Consider the following 17510-nt stretch of genomic DNA (forward strand, 5'->3'; position numbering starts at 1 on the left):
CCGGGCCCGACGACCGTCGTTGAGCCCGACGTGCGCCGATTTTTCCGTTTGGTACCTGTAGCGCTCCTGCTGTCCGCGGCCCCCGCCGGCCTCGCCCTGGCCTTCCCGGGCGTGGTGCCGCCCCCGGCGGCGGCGGTGACCGAGACCGACGCCGGCTGGCGGCAGGACGGCAACGGGCCGGGTCGCGCCGGATACCAGCCGGTCACGCCGTACCTGACCACCGGGTCCGCGATCCGGCTCGGCACGGTGTGGACCGCGCCCGCGTCCCGGCCCGAGGAGCAGGTCGGCGGCGCGGTCGTCGCCGACGGCACGCTGCTGCGCTCCTCCGGCGGCCCGACCGGCCAGATCCGCCGCTACGACGCGGTCACCGGCGCCGACCTCGGCCCCGTGCTCGACGTGCCCGGGCGGTGGTTCGGCCGGCTCGCGGCGCCACCCGCCGGCCGGCGGGCCGGGCTGCTCGTGGAGTCCCAGACGTACGACGCGGTCAGCGGCAACCTGCTGCAGCGCCACCTCAGCGCGTACACCACCGGCGGCGAAGCGGTGTGGGACGTCCTGCTGCCCGACGAGGTGTCCGGCGGCTACACCGTCGCGGGGGACGTGGTGCTGCGCGCCGCGGGCACGACCCTGACCGCGTCGCGGCTCACCGACGGCACCACGGCGTGGACCGCGCCCCTGGACGGCGAGGCGGGCCTGCACCCGCCGGTCGCCGACGCCGGGCTCGCGCTGCAGACGTTCGAGACCGCGGGCGGCACCGGGCTCGCCGCGTTCGACCTGCGCACCGGCACCCGGGTGTGGCGCCAGGACGTGAGCGGGCCGTGGCTGATCGCGGCCGGCGGCGTCGCCTACACCACCGGCACCGGCGGGGTCTGCGCTTACACCGCCGCCGACGGCGCCCGCCGCTGGTGCGACACGACGACCCTGCGTGACCCGCGCTCGGCGACCACCGACGGGCAGACGCTCATGGTCTTCGACGCCCACGGCCACGCCGCGGGGTTCGGCGCCGGGGACGGCAAGGTCCGCTGGACCCGCGACTGGGGCGCGGCCGGCGCGGAGGTCTCCACGTCCTACTGGTCGCCGGTCAACGGCGGCGGCGTGCTCTACGGGGTCGTCTACCAGTTCCTGCTGCGCGACGGCGCCCCCGTGCACCGCACCGAGCTGCTCGCCCTCGACGCCGCCGACGGCACCGTCCTGACCCGGCAGGACCTCGCGTTCGACGCCCTGCACGGCGCCGAGCCGCTGCTGCTGTCCGGCGACCACGTGTACTTCGCGGCCCTCGAAAAGCTCATCGCGCTCGGGGTACGCTAGGCACATGGACAACCGCCGGATGATGCGCCCCGTCACGGGGTCGCTCGGCGTGCGCTAAGTCCGCTCACCATCCGCCCCTGCACGCAGGGGCGATCGCGGATCAGGTCCGTTCCCTGCCATGGCAGGGCACACAGACCGGAGATCCGTCATGAGCTTCTACGTCACCACCGCCATCCCGTATGTCAACGCCGCCCCGCACCTCGGGCACGCCCTGGAGCTGGTCCAGGCCGACGTCCTCGCCCGGCACCGCCGGCTGCGCGGCTCCCGCGTGCGGTTCCTCACCGGCACGGATGAGAACGCGTTGAAGAACGTCACCGCGGCCGCCGCCGCGGGCGTCGACGTGACCGGCTTCGTCGCCGCGAACGCCGACCGGTTCGAGGCGCTGCGCGACGTGCTGGACCTGTCGTTCGACGACTTCATCCGCACCTCCCGGGACCCGCGGCACGCCCGCGGCGTCGAGGAGCTGTGGCGGCGCACCGCCGAGCACGGCGACTTCTACCGGCGCGACTACGAGGGCCTGTACTGCCCGGGCTGCGAGCAGTTCTACGAACCCGGTGAGCTGACCGCCGGCCTTCGTTGCCCCGAACACGGCACCGTGCCGGAGACCGTCACCGAGTCCAACTGGTTCTTCCGGCTGTCCGGGTACACCGAGCGCATCCTGAAGGCCCTGCTGTCCGGTGAGGTGCGGGTCGAACCGGCCGCGAAACGCAACGAGGTCCTCGCGTTCGTCCGGGCCGGCCTGCAGGACATCAGCGTGTCGCGCCCGGCCGCCCGCGCCGGCGGGTGGGGCATCCCCGTGCCCGGCGACCCGTCGCAGGTCGTCTACGTGTGGTGGGACGCCCTGGCCAACTACGTCACCGCGCTCGGTTCCTCCGGCGGCGCGCTGTACGAGCAGTGGTGGCAGGACCCGGCCGAGCGGGTCCACGTGATCGGCAAGGGGATCGTGCGCTTCCACGCCGTGTACTGGCTGGCGCTGCTGCTGTCCGCGGGCCTGCCGCTGCCGACGGCGATCTTCGTGCACGAGTACCTGACCGTCGGCGGCGCGAAGCTGTCCAAGAGCGCCGGCAACGCGGTCGACCCCGCCGCCCTCGCCGGCCGGTACGGCAGCGACGCGCTGCGCTGGTGGCTGCTGCGGGAGGTCGCCCCGCTCGGCGACACCGACTTCACCGAGGAGCGGCTGCTGCAGCGCTACCACCAGGACCTGGCCAACGGCCTGGGCAACCTCGTCAACCGCACGATCAGCCTGGTGCAGCGGTACCGGGGCGGCGTGGTGCCGTCCGCCACCTCCCCGGGTGCCGCCGCGCTGCCCGCCGCCGTCGACCGGGCCCTGGCGGTGTTCGACCTGCGGGCCGCGACCGACGCGATCTGGGCCGCGGTCGCCGCCGGCAACCGCCTGGTCGAGGAGACCCGGCCGTGGGAGCTGGCGAGACGGGGACAGGCCGGCGAGCTCGACACGGTCCTGTCCGACCTCGTCGCACTGTGCCGGGTGGTCACCCGCGAACTGGGGCCGTTCCTGCCGGCGGGCGCGGCACGGCTCGCCGCGCAGCTCGGCGACGGCGCCCTGGTCGGCACCCCGTCGCCGGTGTTCCCGCGCCTGTGACGCGGGTGTCAGGCGCGCAGCGCAGCCCGCCACGCGTCGCGGACGGCCTCGGCGCCCCAGGCGTTGGGTTCGATGTGCCCGCACAGCCACAGGTCGCGGTTGTCGGGGCGGGGGTCGGCGGCGGTCACGTCGCCGGCCTTGGCGCCGTGGCCGAGGAACGCGGCGTGCAGGTCGGCGACCGCCGTCCCGTGGCGGGCGGCCGCATCGCGGATCACGTCGTTGAGCGACGCCAGGACCCGCAGGCCACCCTCCCAGGCGGGCAGCCCCACCCAGGACAGGTCGCCGGTGCCGTCCGTCGGGTCGTACACGGTGCTGAGCACCAGCTTCGCGCCGGTCGCGACGAGGGCCGGCATGGCGATCGCATAGTTCGCCGCGACCTGCGCCACGGTGCGCTGCGCCGCGTCCAGGTCCGGCGGCAGGCCGAGCTTGGCGGGCGAGAACAGGGTCGTGAGCAGGTCGTTGCCGCCCATGGTCAGGGTGATGAGGGCCGGCCGTCCCTCGATCTTGTCCAGCTGGGAGCGCACGACGTCGTCGCTGGTCGCACCGTCACGGGCGAGCAGCGTCAGGTCGATGCCGAAGTCGTCGGCGAGCAGCGAGGCGGCACCCAGGCCCGGACCGCCGGCATAGTCGTCGATCGAGATGGAGTCGCCGAGCGCGTAATAGGCCACGGGACCAGTAGATCACCCGCGGGCCCGTGCACGTTTCACGCGTCCACGGCCTCACGCTCGACTTCACGCAGCACGTCACGTTTGATCTGGCGGATCACACCCGCGCGGCCCGCGCCCGCGTCGGCGATGGCGGTGCGGGTGGTGGCGGTCAGCGGCTCCGGCAGCGACGCCGGGTCGTGCCACGCCAGGCGGCTGATCCGGCCGGGCGCGTTCAGCGCCGGCCCGCCGCCCTCCAGCCGGCCGCTGAGCCGGCCGCGGAACACGTGGACGAACAGGTCGGGGACCGCCTCGCCGCAGCCGTCGCCGGTCACCTCGTACATGCCGACGAGCTCGACGATCTCGGCCTCCAGGCCGGTCTCCTCGAAGATGTCGCGGACCGCTGCGTGCACGGGGCTCTCCGCCGCACGGATCCGGCCGCCGGGCAGCCCCCACAGCTGGTGACCGCCGGCCTGCTGGCACAGCAGCACGCGGCCGGAGGCGTCTTCGATGATCGCGGCAACGGCAGACGTGACTTCGTAGCTCATATTCGCACTCTAGGCGCCATAGCGGACCGTTGCGATACCTTCGCTGGTGGTGATCTTCGCCGGTCGGAGTGGGTTTCCGGGCGCGGCCGGGTGGCGAATTGGGCGAACCCAGGGCATCGCGTTTCGGCGGATCGGCGGTAGCGTGTGCACCCGTGGATGCTGCCCTTACCCCGCTGGCCGTGATCCCCAGCCCCACGCAAGGTGTCTGGGACCTCGGACCGGTGCCGTTGCGCGCCTACGCGCTGTGCATCGTGCTCGGCATCGTCGCCGCGTGCTTCATCGCCGACCGGCGGCTGCGCCAGCGCGGCGCCCCGCCGTGGGTGATTCTCGACATCGCGGTGTGGGCGGTCCCCGCCGGCATCATCGGTGCCCGGATCTACCACGTGATCACCTCTCCCGAGGCGTATCTCGGTGAGAACGGTGACCTGCTCAAGGCGTTCAAGATCTGGGAGGGCGGCCTCGGCATCTGGGGCGGCATCGCGGGTGGCGCCGTCGGGGCGTACATCGCCTGCCGCCGGCTCAACCTGCCCTTCGCGATGGCCGCCGACACCCTCGCCGTCGGCCTGCCCGTCGCGCAGGCCCTCGGCCGCTGGGGCAACTGGTTCAACAACGAGCTGTACGGCAAGGAGACCGACCTGCCGTGGGGGCTCAAGGTCTACAACTGGGACGCGAGCGCCGGCCACGCCCAGACGGTCAACGGTGAGCCGATCGTGCTCGGCATCTTCCACCCCACGTTCCTGTACGAGTTCCTATGGTGCCTCGGTGTCGCCGCCGCCGTCTGGTATGCCGACAAGCGCTGGACCCTCGGGCGGGGCCGGGCGTTCGCGCTGTACGTCGCGCTGTACTGCGTCGGCCGGTTCTGGATCGAGGCGCTGCGCATCGACGACGCCCACCACTTCCTGGGCATGCGGCTCAACAACTGGACCTCGATCGTCGTCTTCGCCGCCGCCGTCGTCTACTTCCTGCGGGTGAGCGGCCCGCAGGAGCGCGTCACGTACGACGAGAACGGGCGCATCACGGTCGTCACCGGCGCCCCCGAGGACGCCGACGTCTCCGGTGCCGCCGTCGCCGAGCCGACCCCGGCCGACGCCGCCGAGGAGCCCGCGGCCGGCGCGGAGCCCGTCGAGGACACCTCCGAACCCGACGACGCGGACAGTTCCTCCAACAGCTCTTCGAGCAAGGGCTGAGGTAGCGACCGGATGCGCACCGCTGTCGTGGTGGGCGCCGGCATCGGCGGGATCGCCGCGGCCGGCGCGCTCGCCCGGACCGGCTGGCAGGTCACCCTCCTCGAACGCGACGACCGGCTCCGCCCGGGCCGCGGGGCGCTCGTCCTGTGGCCCAACGGGGTCCGGGCGCTGCGCGGGCTCGGGCTCGCCGGCGGCCTCGACGGCATCGCCACCCCGTCCCCCCGGTCGGCATCCGCCGCCGCGACGGGCAGTGGCTGGTGCGTCCCGGCGCCGGCACCCCCGACGGTGCGGGCGACGACGTCGAGTCGCCGCCGGTGGTCGTGCACCGCGAGGACCTGCACGACGCGTTCATCGCCGGGCTCAGCGACCAGGTCGACATCCGCAACGCCATCGAGGTGCAGCCCGCCAGGGTGCGCCGGGAGCGCCCCGCCGTCGGCGACGGCCGCACCACGTTCGAGGCGGACCTCGTCGTCGCCGCCGACGGCGTGCAGAGCGCGATCCGCCGCCGGCTCGCCCCGGCCACCAGCTTCGCTAGCGCCGGGTTCGCCGCGTGGCACGCCGTCATCCCCTGGTATCGCATCCCCGACCTGCCGCCGGGCCTGCCGCCGCACGGCGAGACCCTCGACGGCGGCCACCGCTTCACCTTCGCCTCGCTCGGCGAGCGCGGCTCCTCCGGCGGCTCGACCCGCGGCGGCATCTCCTGGGTCGCGACCGTCCCCGGCGCGCTGCGCCCCGAGCCTCCCGCGGGCCAGCTGGCGCTGCTGCGCCGGTGGTTCGCCGGCTGGCACGCCCCGATCCCGCAGCTGCTCGCCGCGACCGAACCCGACGACCTCGTCCAGGAGCCGATCGGCGAGCTGGCCCCGCTGCCGGAGACCTTCGGCGTGCGGGCCGGCACCGGCGGCTACGCGCTGATCGGCGACGCCGCCCACGCCATGCCCCACCACCTCGCCCAGGGCGCCTGCCTGGCCCTGGAGGACGTCGCGACCCTGCAGGCCGTCCTGGCCAACGTGCGGGGGCCGCTGGCGCCCGCCCTGGACGAGTACAGCCGCCTGCGCCGCCCCAGGGCGGCCAGGGTCCTGCAGCAGACCCGCAAGGCGTCCGCCGTCCTGCAGCCCCGCGGCGGCCTCACCAGCCGCGCGATGGGCGCCGCACTCGGCCGCGCCAACCCGCGCACCCTGGACCGGGCCGCCGCCGCGGCGGCCGAGTGGGCCGGCCCGACGTCGCCGTAGCGGCACCGCTCAGTGCGGTCACGCGGTGGTCAGGAGGCCAGGTGGCCGTGTTCGACGCAGGTGGCGGACCAGCCCTTCGGCAGGACCTGCACCTTCATGCGGCGCCGGCACTGCGGGCAGAACCGCGGCGGCTCGAGCTCCCGCGCCGCCGCGCACGCCGGGTGTGGCGTGCCGGCGGTCAGCGCCTCGCCGCAGCGGTCGCACCAGACGGCGGTGTCCACGGCGCTCACAGCGTCGCCGAGAGGGCCTTGACCGGCATGCGCAGCTCGTCGAGCAGGGCGAGGTCCTGGTCGGGGGAGCGGCCCAGCGTCGTGAGGTAGTTGCCGACGATGACCGCGTTGACGCCGCCGAGCAGGCCGTCGCGGGTGCCGAGGTCGCCGAGGGTGATCTCGCGGCCGCCGGCGTAGCGCAGCAGGGTGCGCGGCAGGGCCAGGCGGAACGCGGCGACGGCCCGCAGCGCGTCCTTCGGGTCGAGCACCGGCTGGTCACCCAGCGGGGTGCCGGGGCGCGGGTTGAGGAAGTTGAGCGGGACCTCGTGCGGGTCGAGCTCCTGCAGCTGGATCGCGAACTCGGCCCGCTGCTCGACGGTCTCGCCGAGGCCGAGGATGCCGCCGCAGCAGACCTCCATGCCGGCGTCGCGGACCATGCGCAGCGTGTCCCAGCGCTCCTCCCACGTGTGGGTCGTGACGACCTGCGGGAAGTGCGACCTCGCGGTCTCCAGGTTGTGGTTGTAGCGGTGGATGTCCAGCGCCGACAGCTGGTCCACCTGTTCCTGGGTGAGCATCCCCAGCGACGCGGCGATGTTGATGTCGACCGCCTCGCGGATCGCGGCGACACCGTCGGCGAGCTGCGACATGAGCCGCTGGTCGGGCCCGCGCACCGCGGCGACGATGCAGAACTCGGTGGCACCGGTCGCGGCGGTCTGCTTCGCCGCCTCGACGAGCGACGGGATGTCGAGCCACACGGCCCGCACGGGGGACGTGAACAGCCCCGACTGCGAGCAGAAGTGGCAGTCCTCGGGGCAGCCGCCGGTCTTGAGCGAGACGATGCCCTCGACCTCGACCTCCGGGCCGCACCACGTCATCCGCACCTCGTGCGCGATCGCGAGATATTCGGGCAGCTCCTCGTCGGAGCAGCGCAGCACCGCGAGGACGCCTTCGAGGTCGAGCCCGACCCCGGTGTCCACGACAGCCTTGGCAGCATCAAGCATGCTCGTACCTTACAAAACGTTAGGGGCCGACGGGTCAACGGTGAAATTGTGCACATCAGACAATCGATGTGGTAGGGGTTCGACAACGGCGATGCGAGGATGTGGCGATGGAAGACGGATCCTGGCTGTCCACGCTGGACGGTGAGGCCGCCGCCCGGCAGGCCGCCGGGCTGCGCCGTGAGCTGCGCCCCCGCACCGCCGGCGACGACGTGATCGACCTCGCCGGCAACGACTACCTCGGGCTGTCGCGGCACCCCGCCGTCCTCGCCGCCGCGGCGCGGGCCCTCGCCGACTACGGCCTCGGCGCGACCGGCTCGCGGCTCGTGCGCGGCTCGACCGAGCCGCACCGCGCCCTGGAGGACGGCCTCGCCCGGCTCCTCGGCGCGCAGACGGCCCTGGTCTACTCCTCCGGCTACCTCGCCAACCTCGGCGCGATCCGCGCCCTCGTGCGCCCCGGCACCCTCGTCGTGTCCGACGCGCACAACCACGCGTCGATCGTCGACGGCTGCCGGCTCGCCTGCGCCGGGCGCGCCGCCGCGAGGGCGCCACCACCGTCGTCGCGCCGCACGCCGACCCGGCGGCGGTCCGGGCGCTGCTCGCCGCGCACCCGCGGCCCGCCGTCGTCGTCACCGAGAGCGTGTTCTCCGTCGACGGCGACCTCGCCCCGCTCGCGGACCTGCACGCCGCGTGCCGTGCGCACCCCGGCGGCGCGCTGCTGCTCGTCGACGACGCCCACGCCCTCGGCGTCATCGGCCCCGGCGGTGCCGGTGGGGTCGCCGCGGCCGGCCTGTCCGGCCGCCCCGACGTGATCGTCACCGCGACCCTGTCGAAGTCCCTCGGCGCCGCCGGTGGCGTCGTGGCCGGGCCCCGGCAGGTGCGCCGCCACCTCGTGGACACGGGCCGCACGTTCATCTACGACACGGCGCTGCCGCCGGTCGTCGCCGCCGGTGCCCTCGCCGCCCTCGACCTGCTCGTCGAGGGCGACGACCTGCGCGCGGACCTCGCCGCCCGGTCCCGGCACGCCGTCACCCGGCTGCGCGCCGAAGGCCTCGACGTCTCCGACCCCGACGGCGGCGTCATCTCCGTCGCCGCGCCCAGCGCCGACGAGGCCTTCGCGTGGGCGGCCGCGTGCCGGGACCGGGGCGTCGCGGTAGGCTGCTTCCGCCCACCGTCCACACCGGACGGTCGGTCGCGCCTGCGGCTCACCGTCAACGTCGGTGTGCCGCCGGAGGCGTTCGAGCACGCGCTCGACATCATCGTCAAAGAGCGCCCCTGAGAAGGACAGCCGTGACCGACCCGCGCCCCGAGCCCCGTGACGTCCTGCCCGCCGAGGCCCTCCTGGCCGAGGCGCTGCGGTCCGAGGCGCTGCTGTCGGAGGAGGCGACCCCCGCCGCGGTCGAGCCGATCACCGGGGCCGTCATCGTCACCGGCACCGACACCGGGGTCGGCAAGACCATCGTCACCGCAGCCATCGCCGCCGCCGCGACCGCCGCCGGGCGCAGCGTCGCCGTCGTCAAGCCCGCGCAGACCGGCACCGCCGAAGGCGACGAGCCCGACGCCGCGACCGTCTCCCGCCTCGCCGAGCCCGTCACGGTGCGGACCCTCGCCAGCTACCCCGACCCGCTCGCGCCCCTCGCCGCGGCGCGGGTCGCCGGGGACGACCCGCTGACCGCGGTCATGGCGCAGCTCGCCCTGCGCACGATCGTCGAGGAGCACGACGTCACCCTCATCGAGGGCGCCGGCGGGCTGCTCGTGCCGATGGGGGAGGGCGGCTGGACGGTCCTGGACCTCGCCGCGGCGCTCGGCGCCACCGCCGTCGTCGTCGCCCGGCCCGGCCTCGGCACGCTCAACCACACGGCCCTGACCCTGCAGGCCCTCGCCCACCGGGGCGTGCCGGCCGCCGTCGTGCTCGGCTCGTGGCCGGCGGAGCCCGAACTGGTCCACCGCACCAACCTGCACGACCTGACCGGCGACCTCGCCGGCGCGGTCCCGGAGGGCGCGGGCGCGCTCGCCCCGGCGCTGTTCCGGCGGGAGGCCCCGCACTGGCTCGCGCCGCTGCTGCACGGCCGCTTCGACCCCGTCGCGTTCCGGTCCCACAGCCGCTGACCGGGTCCCGCAGCCGGTGGAAGGTCGGCGCTTCGGGGGACCGCGGCGATCAATGTGACGCGGTACGGTCACGCCATGACCGAGATCGACCCCGGTGCCCACCCGGCCGCGGTGCCCACACCGGACGAGGAGCGCCGCGCCCACGCCCGCAAGCGGCTCGACGACGCCGTCGCCCGCGTCACCGCGGAGGCCCGCGCCGAGTCCCGCGAGCAGGTCCGCGAGCTCATGGGCTGGTCATGAACGACCGGCCAGACACCACCGGGCTGGTGCTCGACCCGTCCGCGGTCCTCGCGTACACCCAGGGCAACACCGGCGTCGACGACCTGGTCAGCACCGTCCTCGCCGACGGCGGCACCGTCGTCGTGCCGGCGGTCGCGCTCGCCGAGACCCGCAGCGAGCTCGCCTACGCCGAGGAGCTCGCCCGCCTCGACACCCTGCTGCGCGCCGTCACCGTCGCACCGCTCGGCGGCGACGACGCCGTCGGCCTCGGGCGGCTCGCGTCGCGGCTCAACAGCGGTCTCGGCCTCGCCCACGCCGTCGCCGAGGCCCACCGCCACGAGGCCCGCCTGCTCACCGCCCACGGCTCCGCCGTGCGCCGCACCGTCGGCGAGCTCGACGGCATCGTCGACCTCTGAAGCCGGCCTCCGGGAGCGGGAGCTACGGCGAGCGCCGGCTCACCGTCGCCAGCACGCCGGCGGGCAGGGTGAGCCGGAACGACGTCTCGTCCAGGCGGACCTCGCCGCCGCACAGGCTCGCCACGGCCCGCGCGACCCGCAGGTCCGCGGGCTTCTGCGGGTCGCTCGGGCGCGGCTGCGGCGCGGTCAGCTCGCCGTGCGCGACGATCTTCGCGTCGATCGCCGGGACCGGGTCCGCCCGCAACGCGATCTCGATGTGCGCGCGGCCGGGCGCGGCCGTCGCCAGCCACAGCACCAGCTGCCCGACGAGGTGCCGGCAGACGAGGTCGTCGACCGCGACCAGGACCGTCGCCGGCGCGTCCGCGTGGATGCTCACCGCACCGGCGACCGCGACCCGCCGCGCCAGGTCGACGGCGTCGTGCAGCACGGCGACCAGGTCCGTCGCGCCCGGCCGGTGCGAGCCGTCGTCACCGGCCGCGTCACCGGCGAGGTTCGCGGCGGCGAGCGGCAGCACGACACCGTCGACGTAGCGCTGCAGCCGCACCGCGTTGCGGTCGATCGCGTCCAGGCACGCGACGCCCTCGCTCAGCGCGTCCGCCGCGGGAGCGCCGGCCAGGTCGTCGCGCAGCAGCCGCGTGTACGCGAGGATCGACGTCAACGGGGTGTGCAGCTCGTGCCGCAGCCGTGCCGCGGGATCGTCGCCGGTGGAGAACACGCGGGCTCCTAACTGTCGCTGCCCGGGACATCGACGCTAACCGGCGTCCGAGCCGCCGGGTCCGCGACCGGCGATCAGGTCACCCGATCGGGAGCAGGTGCTGCGCGGCGCGCGACGGGTGACGCGGCGCCGCGCCCGGCAGCGGGTCACGCTGCAGCGCCTCCCGCAGCGACGCCTGCACCGCCGACGGGTCCGCGCCGGCGTCGACGACCGTGAAGCCGACCGCTTCCGGCAGGCCCCGGTACGCCGCGTCCGACGCCGTCAGATAGTCGAGCTCCTCGTGGTCCTTGCCCCGCGCCTCGACCCGCGCCTGCGCCACCAGCGGCGGCACCGCCAGGTAGAACACCAGGTCGGGCTGCGGCAGGAGCCGGAACAGCATCCGTGCCACGCCGGGCCTGCCGCCGCGCACGGTGATGCTGGTGTACTGGCAGTAGGTGTACCTGTCCATGACGGCCACCGTGCCGGTCAGGCGTGACAGGATCAGCGCCCGCGTGATGACCAGGCCCCGCAGCACCGTCTCCACCAGCAGGAACAGCCGCACCCCGAGCAGATGCTCGGCGTCGCGCCGGCCCAGCCGCTGCGCCACCCGGCCGAAGAAGACCCGTCCGGCGGCGTTGCGGTGATAGCGGGCGGGGGTGCCGCTCGCGTCGAGCCAGTCGGCGAGCCACCGCGCCTGGGTGGACTTGCCGGCGCCGTCGATACCAATCAGTGCCACTGTACGGATCACCTCCCCAACGGTAAGCCGTCGGCTGTGAAATACCAGTGAAGGTGATTGGATCTGACTCAAGGTCAGGGCAGGACGACGACGCTGGTGCCGCTGGGCACCGAGTCGAGCAGGACCTTCTGGGCGGCGGGCGGCATCCGGACGCAGCCGTTGGACCTGCGGAAGCCGAACTCGTTGCGGTACCAGGCGTGGATGCCGGTGTGGGCGTCCTGCAGCCCCTCGGCGACGGCGCCCTTGTCGTCGGGGACGGCGCCGAGCGCGAGGACGTCCAGGCCCGCGTAGACCTTGCTGGGCAGCGTGGAGCGGCCCAGGACGAACGTGCGGCCCAGCGGGGTCTGGGTCGCCGCCGCGCCGACGGTGACGGTCCACGTCTGCTGGGCGACGCCGTCGCGGACCCAGGTGAGCGTGAACGCGCCGCGGCGCACGACGAGCTGGTCGCGCAGCGGCACGGTGCTCCAGCCGCCGCCGGGGAGCCAGCCGACGCTGCGGTTGATCGTCGGCAGCAGCACCGCGACCCAGCCGGCCTGCCGCGCCACGATCGGCATGACCAGCTGCACGCCGCTGATCTCGGGGGTCAGGTAGGCGCGGGCGTTGCCGCCGGGCGCGTCGTACGCGGCGAGCTTCGCGGTGGGGTGCAGCGCCTCGGTCAGCGGCACCGTCGAGGACTGGTCCGGGTCGGCGGGGAAGCCGGACGCGGCCCGCGTGTAGGTGATCGTCGGGATGCCGGCGGCGGCCGCGGCGGCCGGCGGGGTGGTCGCGGGCGCGGCCGGTGACGCCGGTGCGGACGCCGACGGCTCCGCGGCGGCGGTGGCCGTCGGCTGGGCTCCGGCCCGCGGCTGCTTCGCCTTGCCGCAGGCGGTGACCCCGCCGGTGAGGCAGACCGTGAGCGCGGTGAGGGCGGCGGCGCGGCGCACGAGCATCCGTACACCGTAGCGGGCGCCGCCGGGGTGCCCTGTCATCCCGTCGGGCGGGAGGCGCGGTCGAGGAGGTCCAGGGCGACCGGCAGGTCGGCGGCGGTGATCATGCCGTAGCCGATGACCAGGCCGTCCGGTGGCTCGCCGGTGCTCCCGCCGGCGGCGTAGAAGCCGGCGAGCCGCTCCACGGCGACCCCCGCGTCCCGCAGCCGCGTCACCACCCCCGGCACGTCGAGGCCCGGGGCGGCGAGCAGGGTCACGTGCAGCCCCGCCGAGGACGGCACCAGGGTGAACCGGTCGGCGAGCACACCCCGCGCGGCGGTGGTCACGAGGTCGTGGCGGGTGGCGTACACCCGCGTCACCGTCCGCACGTGCCGCCGCAGCAGACCCTCGTCGATGAAGTCCGCCAGGGCCGCCTGCGCGGCGGGCTCTGCGTGCCAGTCGGTGAGGCGTTTCGCCGCGACGAGCGCCGGGCGCAGCGACGCGGGCGCCACCAGGAACCCCAGCCGCAGCGCCGGCAGCAGCGTCTTGGCGAACGAGCCGACGTAGACGACCCTGCCCGCCCGGTCCAGGCTCTGCAGCGGCTCCAGGGGCCGCTCGGAGTAGCGGAACTCGCTGTCGTAGTCGTCCTCGACGACCGCGGCGCCGTGCCGCTGCGCCCAGTCCAGCAGCGCGGCGCGCCGGGGCAGCGACATGGGGACGCCGAGCGGGTACTGGTGCGACGGCGTCACGTACACCAGCCGCGCCTGCCGGGGCAGCGCCTCCACGACCAGGCCCGAGCCGTCCACCGGGACCGGGACGACGCGGGCGCCGAGCGCGGTGAAGGCGAGCCGCGCCGGCGGGTAACCAGGCTCCTCGACGGCGACCACCGACCCCGGCTCGACCAGCACCCGGCCGACGAGGTCCAGGCCCTGCTGGGCGCCGTTGGTGACGATCACGTCGTCCGCGGACGCCCGCACCGACCGGGACAGGCCCGCCGACCGCGCCACCGCCGACCGCAGTGCCTCCAGGCCGGCCGGGTCGGCGTAGTCGGCGCCGCCGCGCAGCGACCGGGTCAGCAGCCGCCGCCACGTCGCCAGGGGGAACAGGGAACCGTCGGGGTGCCCGGCCCGCAGGTCGTAGCGGGCCGCCGGGACCGGGGCCGCAGGGCGAGGTCGCCGGCGACGGCGGCCCAGCGCGGCGAGGGCCGCAGCGCCCCGACCGGCGCCGTGCGGGACCCGGCCCTGGCTGACGGCATCGACGGCATCGACGGCATCGCCACGAACGTGCCCGCGCCCGCCCGGCCCTCCAGGAACCCGTCGCCCACCAGGCGGTCGTAGGCGGCGGCGACCGTGTTGCGCGACACCGAGAGCTGCCGGGCGAGGTCGCGGCTCGGCGGCACCCGCTCCCCGGCCCGCAGCCGCCCGTCGAGGATCGCGTCGCGGACCTGCCGGTAGATGCGGGCGGCCTGGTCACCGCGGCCGCCGAGACTGATGTGCAGCTCCAACTTGGCCCAACGCAATCCGTGATCAATTGGCACTTCAACCAGGCCAAGCGCGGGCCTAGCGTCGATCGTATGCTCACCGTCAAGCAAGGCGCCGCACTGTCCGTCGGCGCCGTCCTCGGCACCGGCGTGATCGCCCTGCCCGCCCTCGGCGCCCAGGTCGCCGGCCCCGCCTCGCTGGTCGCGTGGCTCGCCCTCGTCCTGCTGTCCGCGCCGCTCGCGGCCACCTTCGCCGCCCTCGGCGCCAGGTATCCCGACGCCGGCGGCATCTCCACCTACGTCGCCGAGGCGTTCGGCCCGCGCGCCGCCGCCGTCGTCGGCTGGACCTTCTACCTCGCCGTCCCCGTCGGCGTGCTGCCCGCCGCGACCTTCGGCGGCGCCTACGTCACCGCCGCCGTCGGCGGCGGCTACCGCACCACCCTGCTCACCGCCGGTGCGCTCGTCGTGCTCGTCGCCGCCATGAACTTCGGCGGCGTGCGCCTGTCCGGCAAGGTCCAGCTCGGCCTCGCCGCGGTCCTCGTCGGGCTGCTGCTCGTCGCCACCCTCACCGCGCTGCCGCACGCGAGCCTCGCGAACCTGCGGCCCTTCGCCCCGCACGGCTGGCTCGCCGTCGGCCCGGCGATCACGGTCCTCGTGTGGGGCTTCGCCGGCTGGGAGGCGCTCACCTCGCTCGCCGCCGACTACCGCAACCCGCGCCGCGACGTGCCCCGCGCCACCTGGATCGCCGTCGCCGTCGTCGGCGTGCTCTACCTGCTGGTCGCCACCACCAGCCAGCTCGTCCTCGGGCCCCGGGCCGGCACGGTCGAGGCGCCGCTCGCCGAACTGCTCACCATCGGCCTCGGCCGCGACGTCACAATCCTCACCGCGGTCGTCGCGCTGCTGCTCACCGCCGGCGCCATGAACGCCTACTTCGCCGGTGCCGCCAAGCTCGGCGCGGCCCTGGGCCGCGACGGCGCCATGCCCGCGTGGCTCGCCAAGGGCGCCGGCGCCGGCCAGGTGCCGCGGCGGTCCCTGGCCGTGGTCGCCGGGCTCGCCGGGACCTGCATCGCCGTCGCCGGGCCCCTCGGGGTCGGCGCGAAGCCGCTGCTGCTGGCCACGACCGCGTCGTTCGTCGTCGTGTACGTCCTCGGCACGGCCGCCGCCGTCCGGCTGCTACCGGCCGGGAGCTGGTCGCGGCGCACCGCAATGGTGGCGTTGCTGTGCGTAGTCGGGCTGCTCGCCCTCACCAAATGGTATGTGGTGTGGACGGTGGGGGTGGCGGTGGTCGCTCTCGGTTATCAGGCGGCCACCGCCAGTCGCGTCAGGGGACGTCAGCGGTCGACGTCGATGATGTGCATGGCGGCCTCCTCGGCGGACGCGGCGCCGCCGTCGATGCCGACGTCGGAGCCGATCTCGTCCTTCTCCTCGTCCTCGCCCCAGCCCTCGTCCGGGGCGACGAGCCGCCCCGCCCTCCTGTCGCCGACCTCGCCGGCGTCGAAGAACTCGTCGGACTCGGTCGTCGTGCCGTAGTCGTCGAGGTCGGGGCGGGCCGCCGGGTCCGGCTCCTCCTGCGCGATGCGCTGATCCCAGGACTCACCCCGCTGCGCCTCCGCCTGGGTGACGCCGAACGCGTTGAGTCCCAGGGGCTTCTCCGGCGGCGAGTATCCCTCGTCCAGGGCGTCGACGAGCCCGCGGTCCGACAGGGTGTCCTCGGCGGACAGCTGGCCTTCCTCGTCCGGTGCCGGGTCCCAGCTCGCGGTGTCAGAGCTCATGATCACGTCTCCTCGATGGCAGGGTTTCGCGGTGCTGCCGGTCTGCATACCCGGCAGCACCCACAATCGACCCTAGATGACCGAATCGTGCGCGACAGGGTGTGCGGCGCGATGGGCGCGGATCAGCTCCGCGTACCGGTGGCCGCTGGCCTTGATCGTGCGCTCCTGCGTGTCGTAGTCGACCCGGACCAGCCCGAACCGCTTGTCGTAGCCGTAGGACCACTCGAAGTTGTCCAGCAGTGACCAGGCGAAGTAGCCGTCGACCGGTGCGCCGCGCACCACCGCGTTGCGGACCGCGTCCAGGTGCTGCTCCAGGTAGTCGACCCGCTCCTTGTCCTGCACCTCACCGTTCGGCTCGACGGTGTCGGCCCACGCCGAGCCGTTCTCCGTCACCAGGATGCTGCGCGGCTGGTACGTCTCCGCGACCCGGACCAGGATCTCCTCCAGGCCCCTGGCGTAGACCTCCCACGGCATGGCCGTCTCCACCGACCCCGGCACCGGGATCTGCCGCACGTTCGGCGCGTGACCGTCCGGGTCGTCCACGATGATCTGCCGGAAGTAGTAGTTGATCCCGAGGAACTCCGTCGGCGCCGCGATCAGGTCCAGGTCGCCGTCGCGGACCGGCACGTCCACCCGGTACGTGTCCAGCATGTCCGACGGGTAGCCCAGGCCGTGCAACGGATCCAGCCACCAGCGGTTGACGTGCCCGTCGGCGCGGTGTGCCGCCGCCACGTCCTGCGGCCGGTCGCTGCCGGGCTCCGTCGGGCTCAGGTTCAGCACGATCCCGACGTTCGGCGGCAGCTGCGCCGACGCCCGGACCGCCTGGTTGACGAGGCCGTGGCCGAGCAGCACGTGATGCGACGCGCGGACCGCCCGCGTCAGGTCCCGCTCACCCGGCGCCATGCGCCCCTCGAGGTGACCGATCCAGCACACGCACAGCGGCTCGTTGACGGTGTTCCAGTCCGCGACCCGGTCCCCGAGCCGGCCCGCGACGACCGCCGCATAGTCGGCGAACGCCTCCGCCGTGGCCCGCTGCGGCCAGCCGCCGGCGTCCTGCAACGCCTGCGGCAGGTCCCAGTGGTACAGCGTCGCGAACGGCCTGATGCCCGCGTCGAGGAGCCCGTCGACGAGCCGGTCGTAGAAGTCCAGGCCGGCCTGGTTCACCGCGCCGGTCCCGGTGGGCAGGACGCGTGACCACGCCACCGAGAACCGGTAGGCCGCAAGGTTCAGCCGCGACATCAGCGCGATGTCCTCGGGCCAGCGGTGGTAGTGGTCGCAGGCCACGTCCCCGGTGTCGCCGTTGTCGACCGCGCCGGGCAGATGGCTGAACGTGTCCCAGATGGACGGTCCGCGGCCGTCTTCCGTGACGGCGCCCTCGATCTGGTACGCCGCGGTCGCGGAACCCCAGATGAAGTTCGGTGGGAGGTTGGACAGATCCAGCACGGGGTGGTTCTCCTCT

General features: G+C 74.7%; 17 protein-coding genes and 3 pseudogenes. 9 read left to right on the forward strand and 11 right to left on the reverse strand.

Features of this window, described 5'->3' with window-relative positions; all coding sequences use genetic code 11:
- Positions 1–48 precede the first annotated feature (48 nt).
- Both OHA72_RS19420 and OHA72_RS19425 read left to right on the forward strand, forming a co-directional pair.
- Positions 49–1305: an outer membrane protein assembly factor BamB family protein gene (locus tag OHA72_RS19420; RefSeq protein WP_327009213.1), complete on the forward strand. Its 1257-nt coding sequence runs from the start codon at positions 49–51 to the stop codon at positions 1303–1305.
- A 148-nt stretch (positions 1306–1453) separates the two neighbouring features.
- Entirely contained in the window at positions 1454–2905 is a 1452-nt protein-coding gene (locus OHA72_RS19425; protein ID WP_327009214.1) for a methionine--tRNA ligase, read from the forward strand.
- An 8-nt stretch (positions 2906–2913) separates the two neighbouring features.
- On the opposite strand, the gene OHA72_RS19430 is transcribed toward OHA72_RS19425, so the two are convergent.
- Both OHA72_RS19430 and OHA72_RS19435 read right to left on the reverse strand, forming a co-directional pair.
- A complete protein-coding gene (locus tag OHA72_RS19430; RefSeq protein ID WP_327009215.1) occupies positions 2914–3573 on the reverse strand; it encodes an SGNH/GDSL hydrolase family protein in 660 nt (219 codons plus the stop codon).
- Between the two features lie 35 nt (positions 3574–3608).
- Positions 3609–4097: an NUDIX hydrolase gene (locus tag OHA72_RS19435; RefSeq protein WP_327009216.1), complete on the reverse strand. Its 489-nt coding sequence runs from the start codon at positions 4095–4097 to the stop codon at positions 3609–3611.
- A 152-nt stretch (positions 4098–4249) separates the two neighbouring features.
- Between OHA72_RS19435 and lgt the strand changes: the two genes are divergently transcribed.
- Positions 4250–5284, forward strand: coding sequence for a prolipoprotein diacylglyceryl transferase (lgt, locus tag OHA72_RS19440; RefSeq protein WP_327009217.1), 1035 nt, complete (start codon positions 4250–4252; stop codon positions 5282–5284).
- 12 nt (positions 5285–5296) lie between these two features.
- Positions 5297–6513: pseudogene (locus OHA72_RS19445) on the forward strand (FAD-dependent oxidoreductase).
- Between the two features lie 29 nt (positions 6514–6542).
- Here the strand turns inward: OHA72_RS19445 and bsaP are convergent.
- Positions 6543–6743, reverse strand: coding sequence for a biotin synthase auxiliary protein BsaP (gene bsaP / locus OHA72_RS19450; RefSeq protein ID WP_442788614.1), 201 nt, complete (start codon positions 6741–6743; stop codon positions 6543–6545).
- Positions 6740–7723 carry a biotin synthase BioB gene (gene bioB, locus OHA72_RS19455; RefSeq protein ID WP_327009219.1) on the reverse strand — a complete coding sequence of 328 codons (984 nt, stop codon included), beginning with the start codon at positions 7721–7723 and terminating at the stop codon, positions 6740–6742. Before bioB ends, bsaP begins: the two co-directional genes overlap by 4 nt.
- 107 nt (positions 7724–7830) lie before the next feature.
- On the opposite strand from bioB, the pseudogene OHA72_RS19460 reads away from it, so the two are divergent.
- The 4 genes and pseudogenes from OHA72_RS19460 to OHA72_RS19475 all read left to right on the forward strand — a co-directional run bounded on the left by OHA72_RS19460 (position 7831) and on the right by OHA72_RS19475 (position 10464).
- Positions 7831–8999, forward strand: a pseudogene (locus tag OHA72_RS19460) (8-amino-7-oxononanoate synthase).
- Positions 9000–9091: 92 nt separating this feature from the next.
- Positions 9092–9829, forward strand: a complete 738-nt coding sequence (bioD, locus tag OHA72_RS19465) for a dethiobiotin synthase (RefSeq protein WP_442788728.1) — start codon at positions 9092–9094, stop codon at positions 9827–9829.
- A gap of 75 nt (positions 9830–9904) precedes the next feature.
- Positions 9905–10069 (forward strand): hypothetical protein, encoded by a 165-nt coding sequence (locus tag OHA72_RS19470; protein ID WP_327009220.1) that lies wholly within the window; start codon positions 9905–9907, stop codon positions 10067–10069.
- Positions 10066–10464 carry a PIN domain-containing protein gene (locus tag OHA72_RS19475; protein ID WP_327009221.1) on the forward strand — a complete coding sequence of 133 codons (399 nt, stop codon included), beginning with the start codon at positions 10066–10068 and terminating at the stop codon, positions 10462–10464. Before OHA72_RS19470 ends, OHA72_RS19475 begins: the two co-directional genes overlap by 4 nt.
- A gap of 22 nt (positions 10465–10486) precedes the next feature.
- Here OHA72_RS19475 and OHA72_RS19480 read toward each other — a convergent pair whose 3' ends face one another.
- The 5 genes from OHA72_RS19480 to OHA72_RS19500 form a co-directional block, all read right to left on the reverse strand.
- Complete coding sequence (locus OHA72_RS19480) at positions 10487–11179, reverse strand: histidine kinase dimerization/phospho-acceptor domain-containing protein (RefSeq protein ID WP_327009222.1); 693 nt, start codon at positions 11177–11179, stop codon at positions 10487–10489.
- A 79-nt stretch (positions 11180–11258) separates the two neighbouring features.
- The gene (locus OHA72_RS19485; protein ID WP_327009223.1) at positions 11259–11906 is read right to left on the reverse strand and encodes a dTMP kinase; all 648 of its coding nucleotides are present in this window, start codon (positions 11904–11906) and stop codon (positions 11259–11261) included.
- 62 nt (positions 11907–11968) lie between these two features.
- A complete protein-coding gene (locus tag OHA72_RS19490) occupies positions 11969–12823 on the reverse strand; it encodes a L,D-transpeptidase (RefSeq protein ID WP_327009224.1) in 855 nt (284 codons plus the stop codon).
- Between the two features lie 35 nt (positions 12824–12858).
- Positions 12859–13932: an aminotransferase-like domain-containing protein gene (locus tag OHA72_RS19495; protein WP_327011613.1), complete on the reverse strand. Its 1074-nt coding sequence runs from the start codon at positions 13930–13932 to the stop codon at positions 12859–12861.
- Positions 13872–14303 (reverse strand): GntR family transcriptional regulator, encoded by a 432-nt coding sequence (locus OHA72_RS19500; protein WP_327009225.1) that lies wholly within the window; start codon positions 14301–14303, stop codon positions 13872–13874. The genes OHA72_RS19495 and OHA72_RS19500 overlap by 61 nt, the downstream gene beginning before the upstream one ends.
- Positions 14304–14372: 69 nt before the next feature.
- Here OHA72_RS19500 and OHA72_RS19505 point away from each other — a divergent pair.
- Positions 14373–15617, forward strand: a pseudogene (locus OHA72_RS19505) (APC family permease); the annotation flags it as partial.
- On the opposite strand, the gene OHA72_RS19510 reads toward OHA72_RS19505, so the two are convergent.
- Together OHA72_RS19510 and OHA72_RS19515 are read right to left on the reverse strand one after the other, a co-directional pair.
- Complete coding sequence (locus tag OHA72_RS19510; protein ID WP_327009226.1) at positions 15611–16051, reverse strand: DUF5709 domain-containing protein; 441 nt, start codon at positions 16049–16051, stop codon at positions 15611–15613. The pseudogene OHA72_RS19505 and the gene OHA72_RS19510 overlap by 7 nt on opposite strands.
- A 72-nt stretch (positions 16052–16123) precedes the next feature.
- Positions 16124–17494: a GH1 family beta-glucosidase gene (locus OHA72_RS19515; RefSeq protein WP_327009227.1), complete on the reverse strand. Its 1371-nt coding sequence runs from the start codon at positions 17492–17494 to the stop codon at positions 16124–16126.
- Positions 17495–17510 lie beyond the last annotated feature (16 nt).

Origin of the sequence: Dactylosporangium sp. NBC_01737, from assembly GCF_035963215.1 — a bacterium.
Taxonomy (GTDB): Bacteria; Actinomycetota; Actinomycetes; order Mycobacteriales; family Micromonosporaceae; genus Dactylosporangium.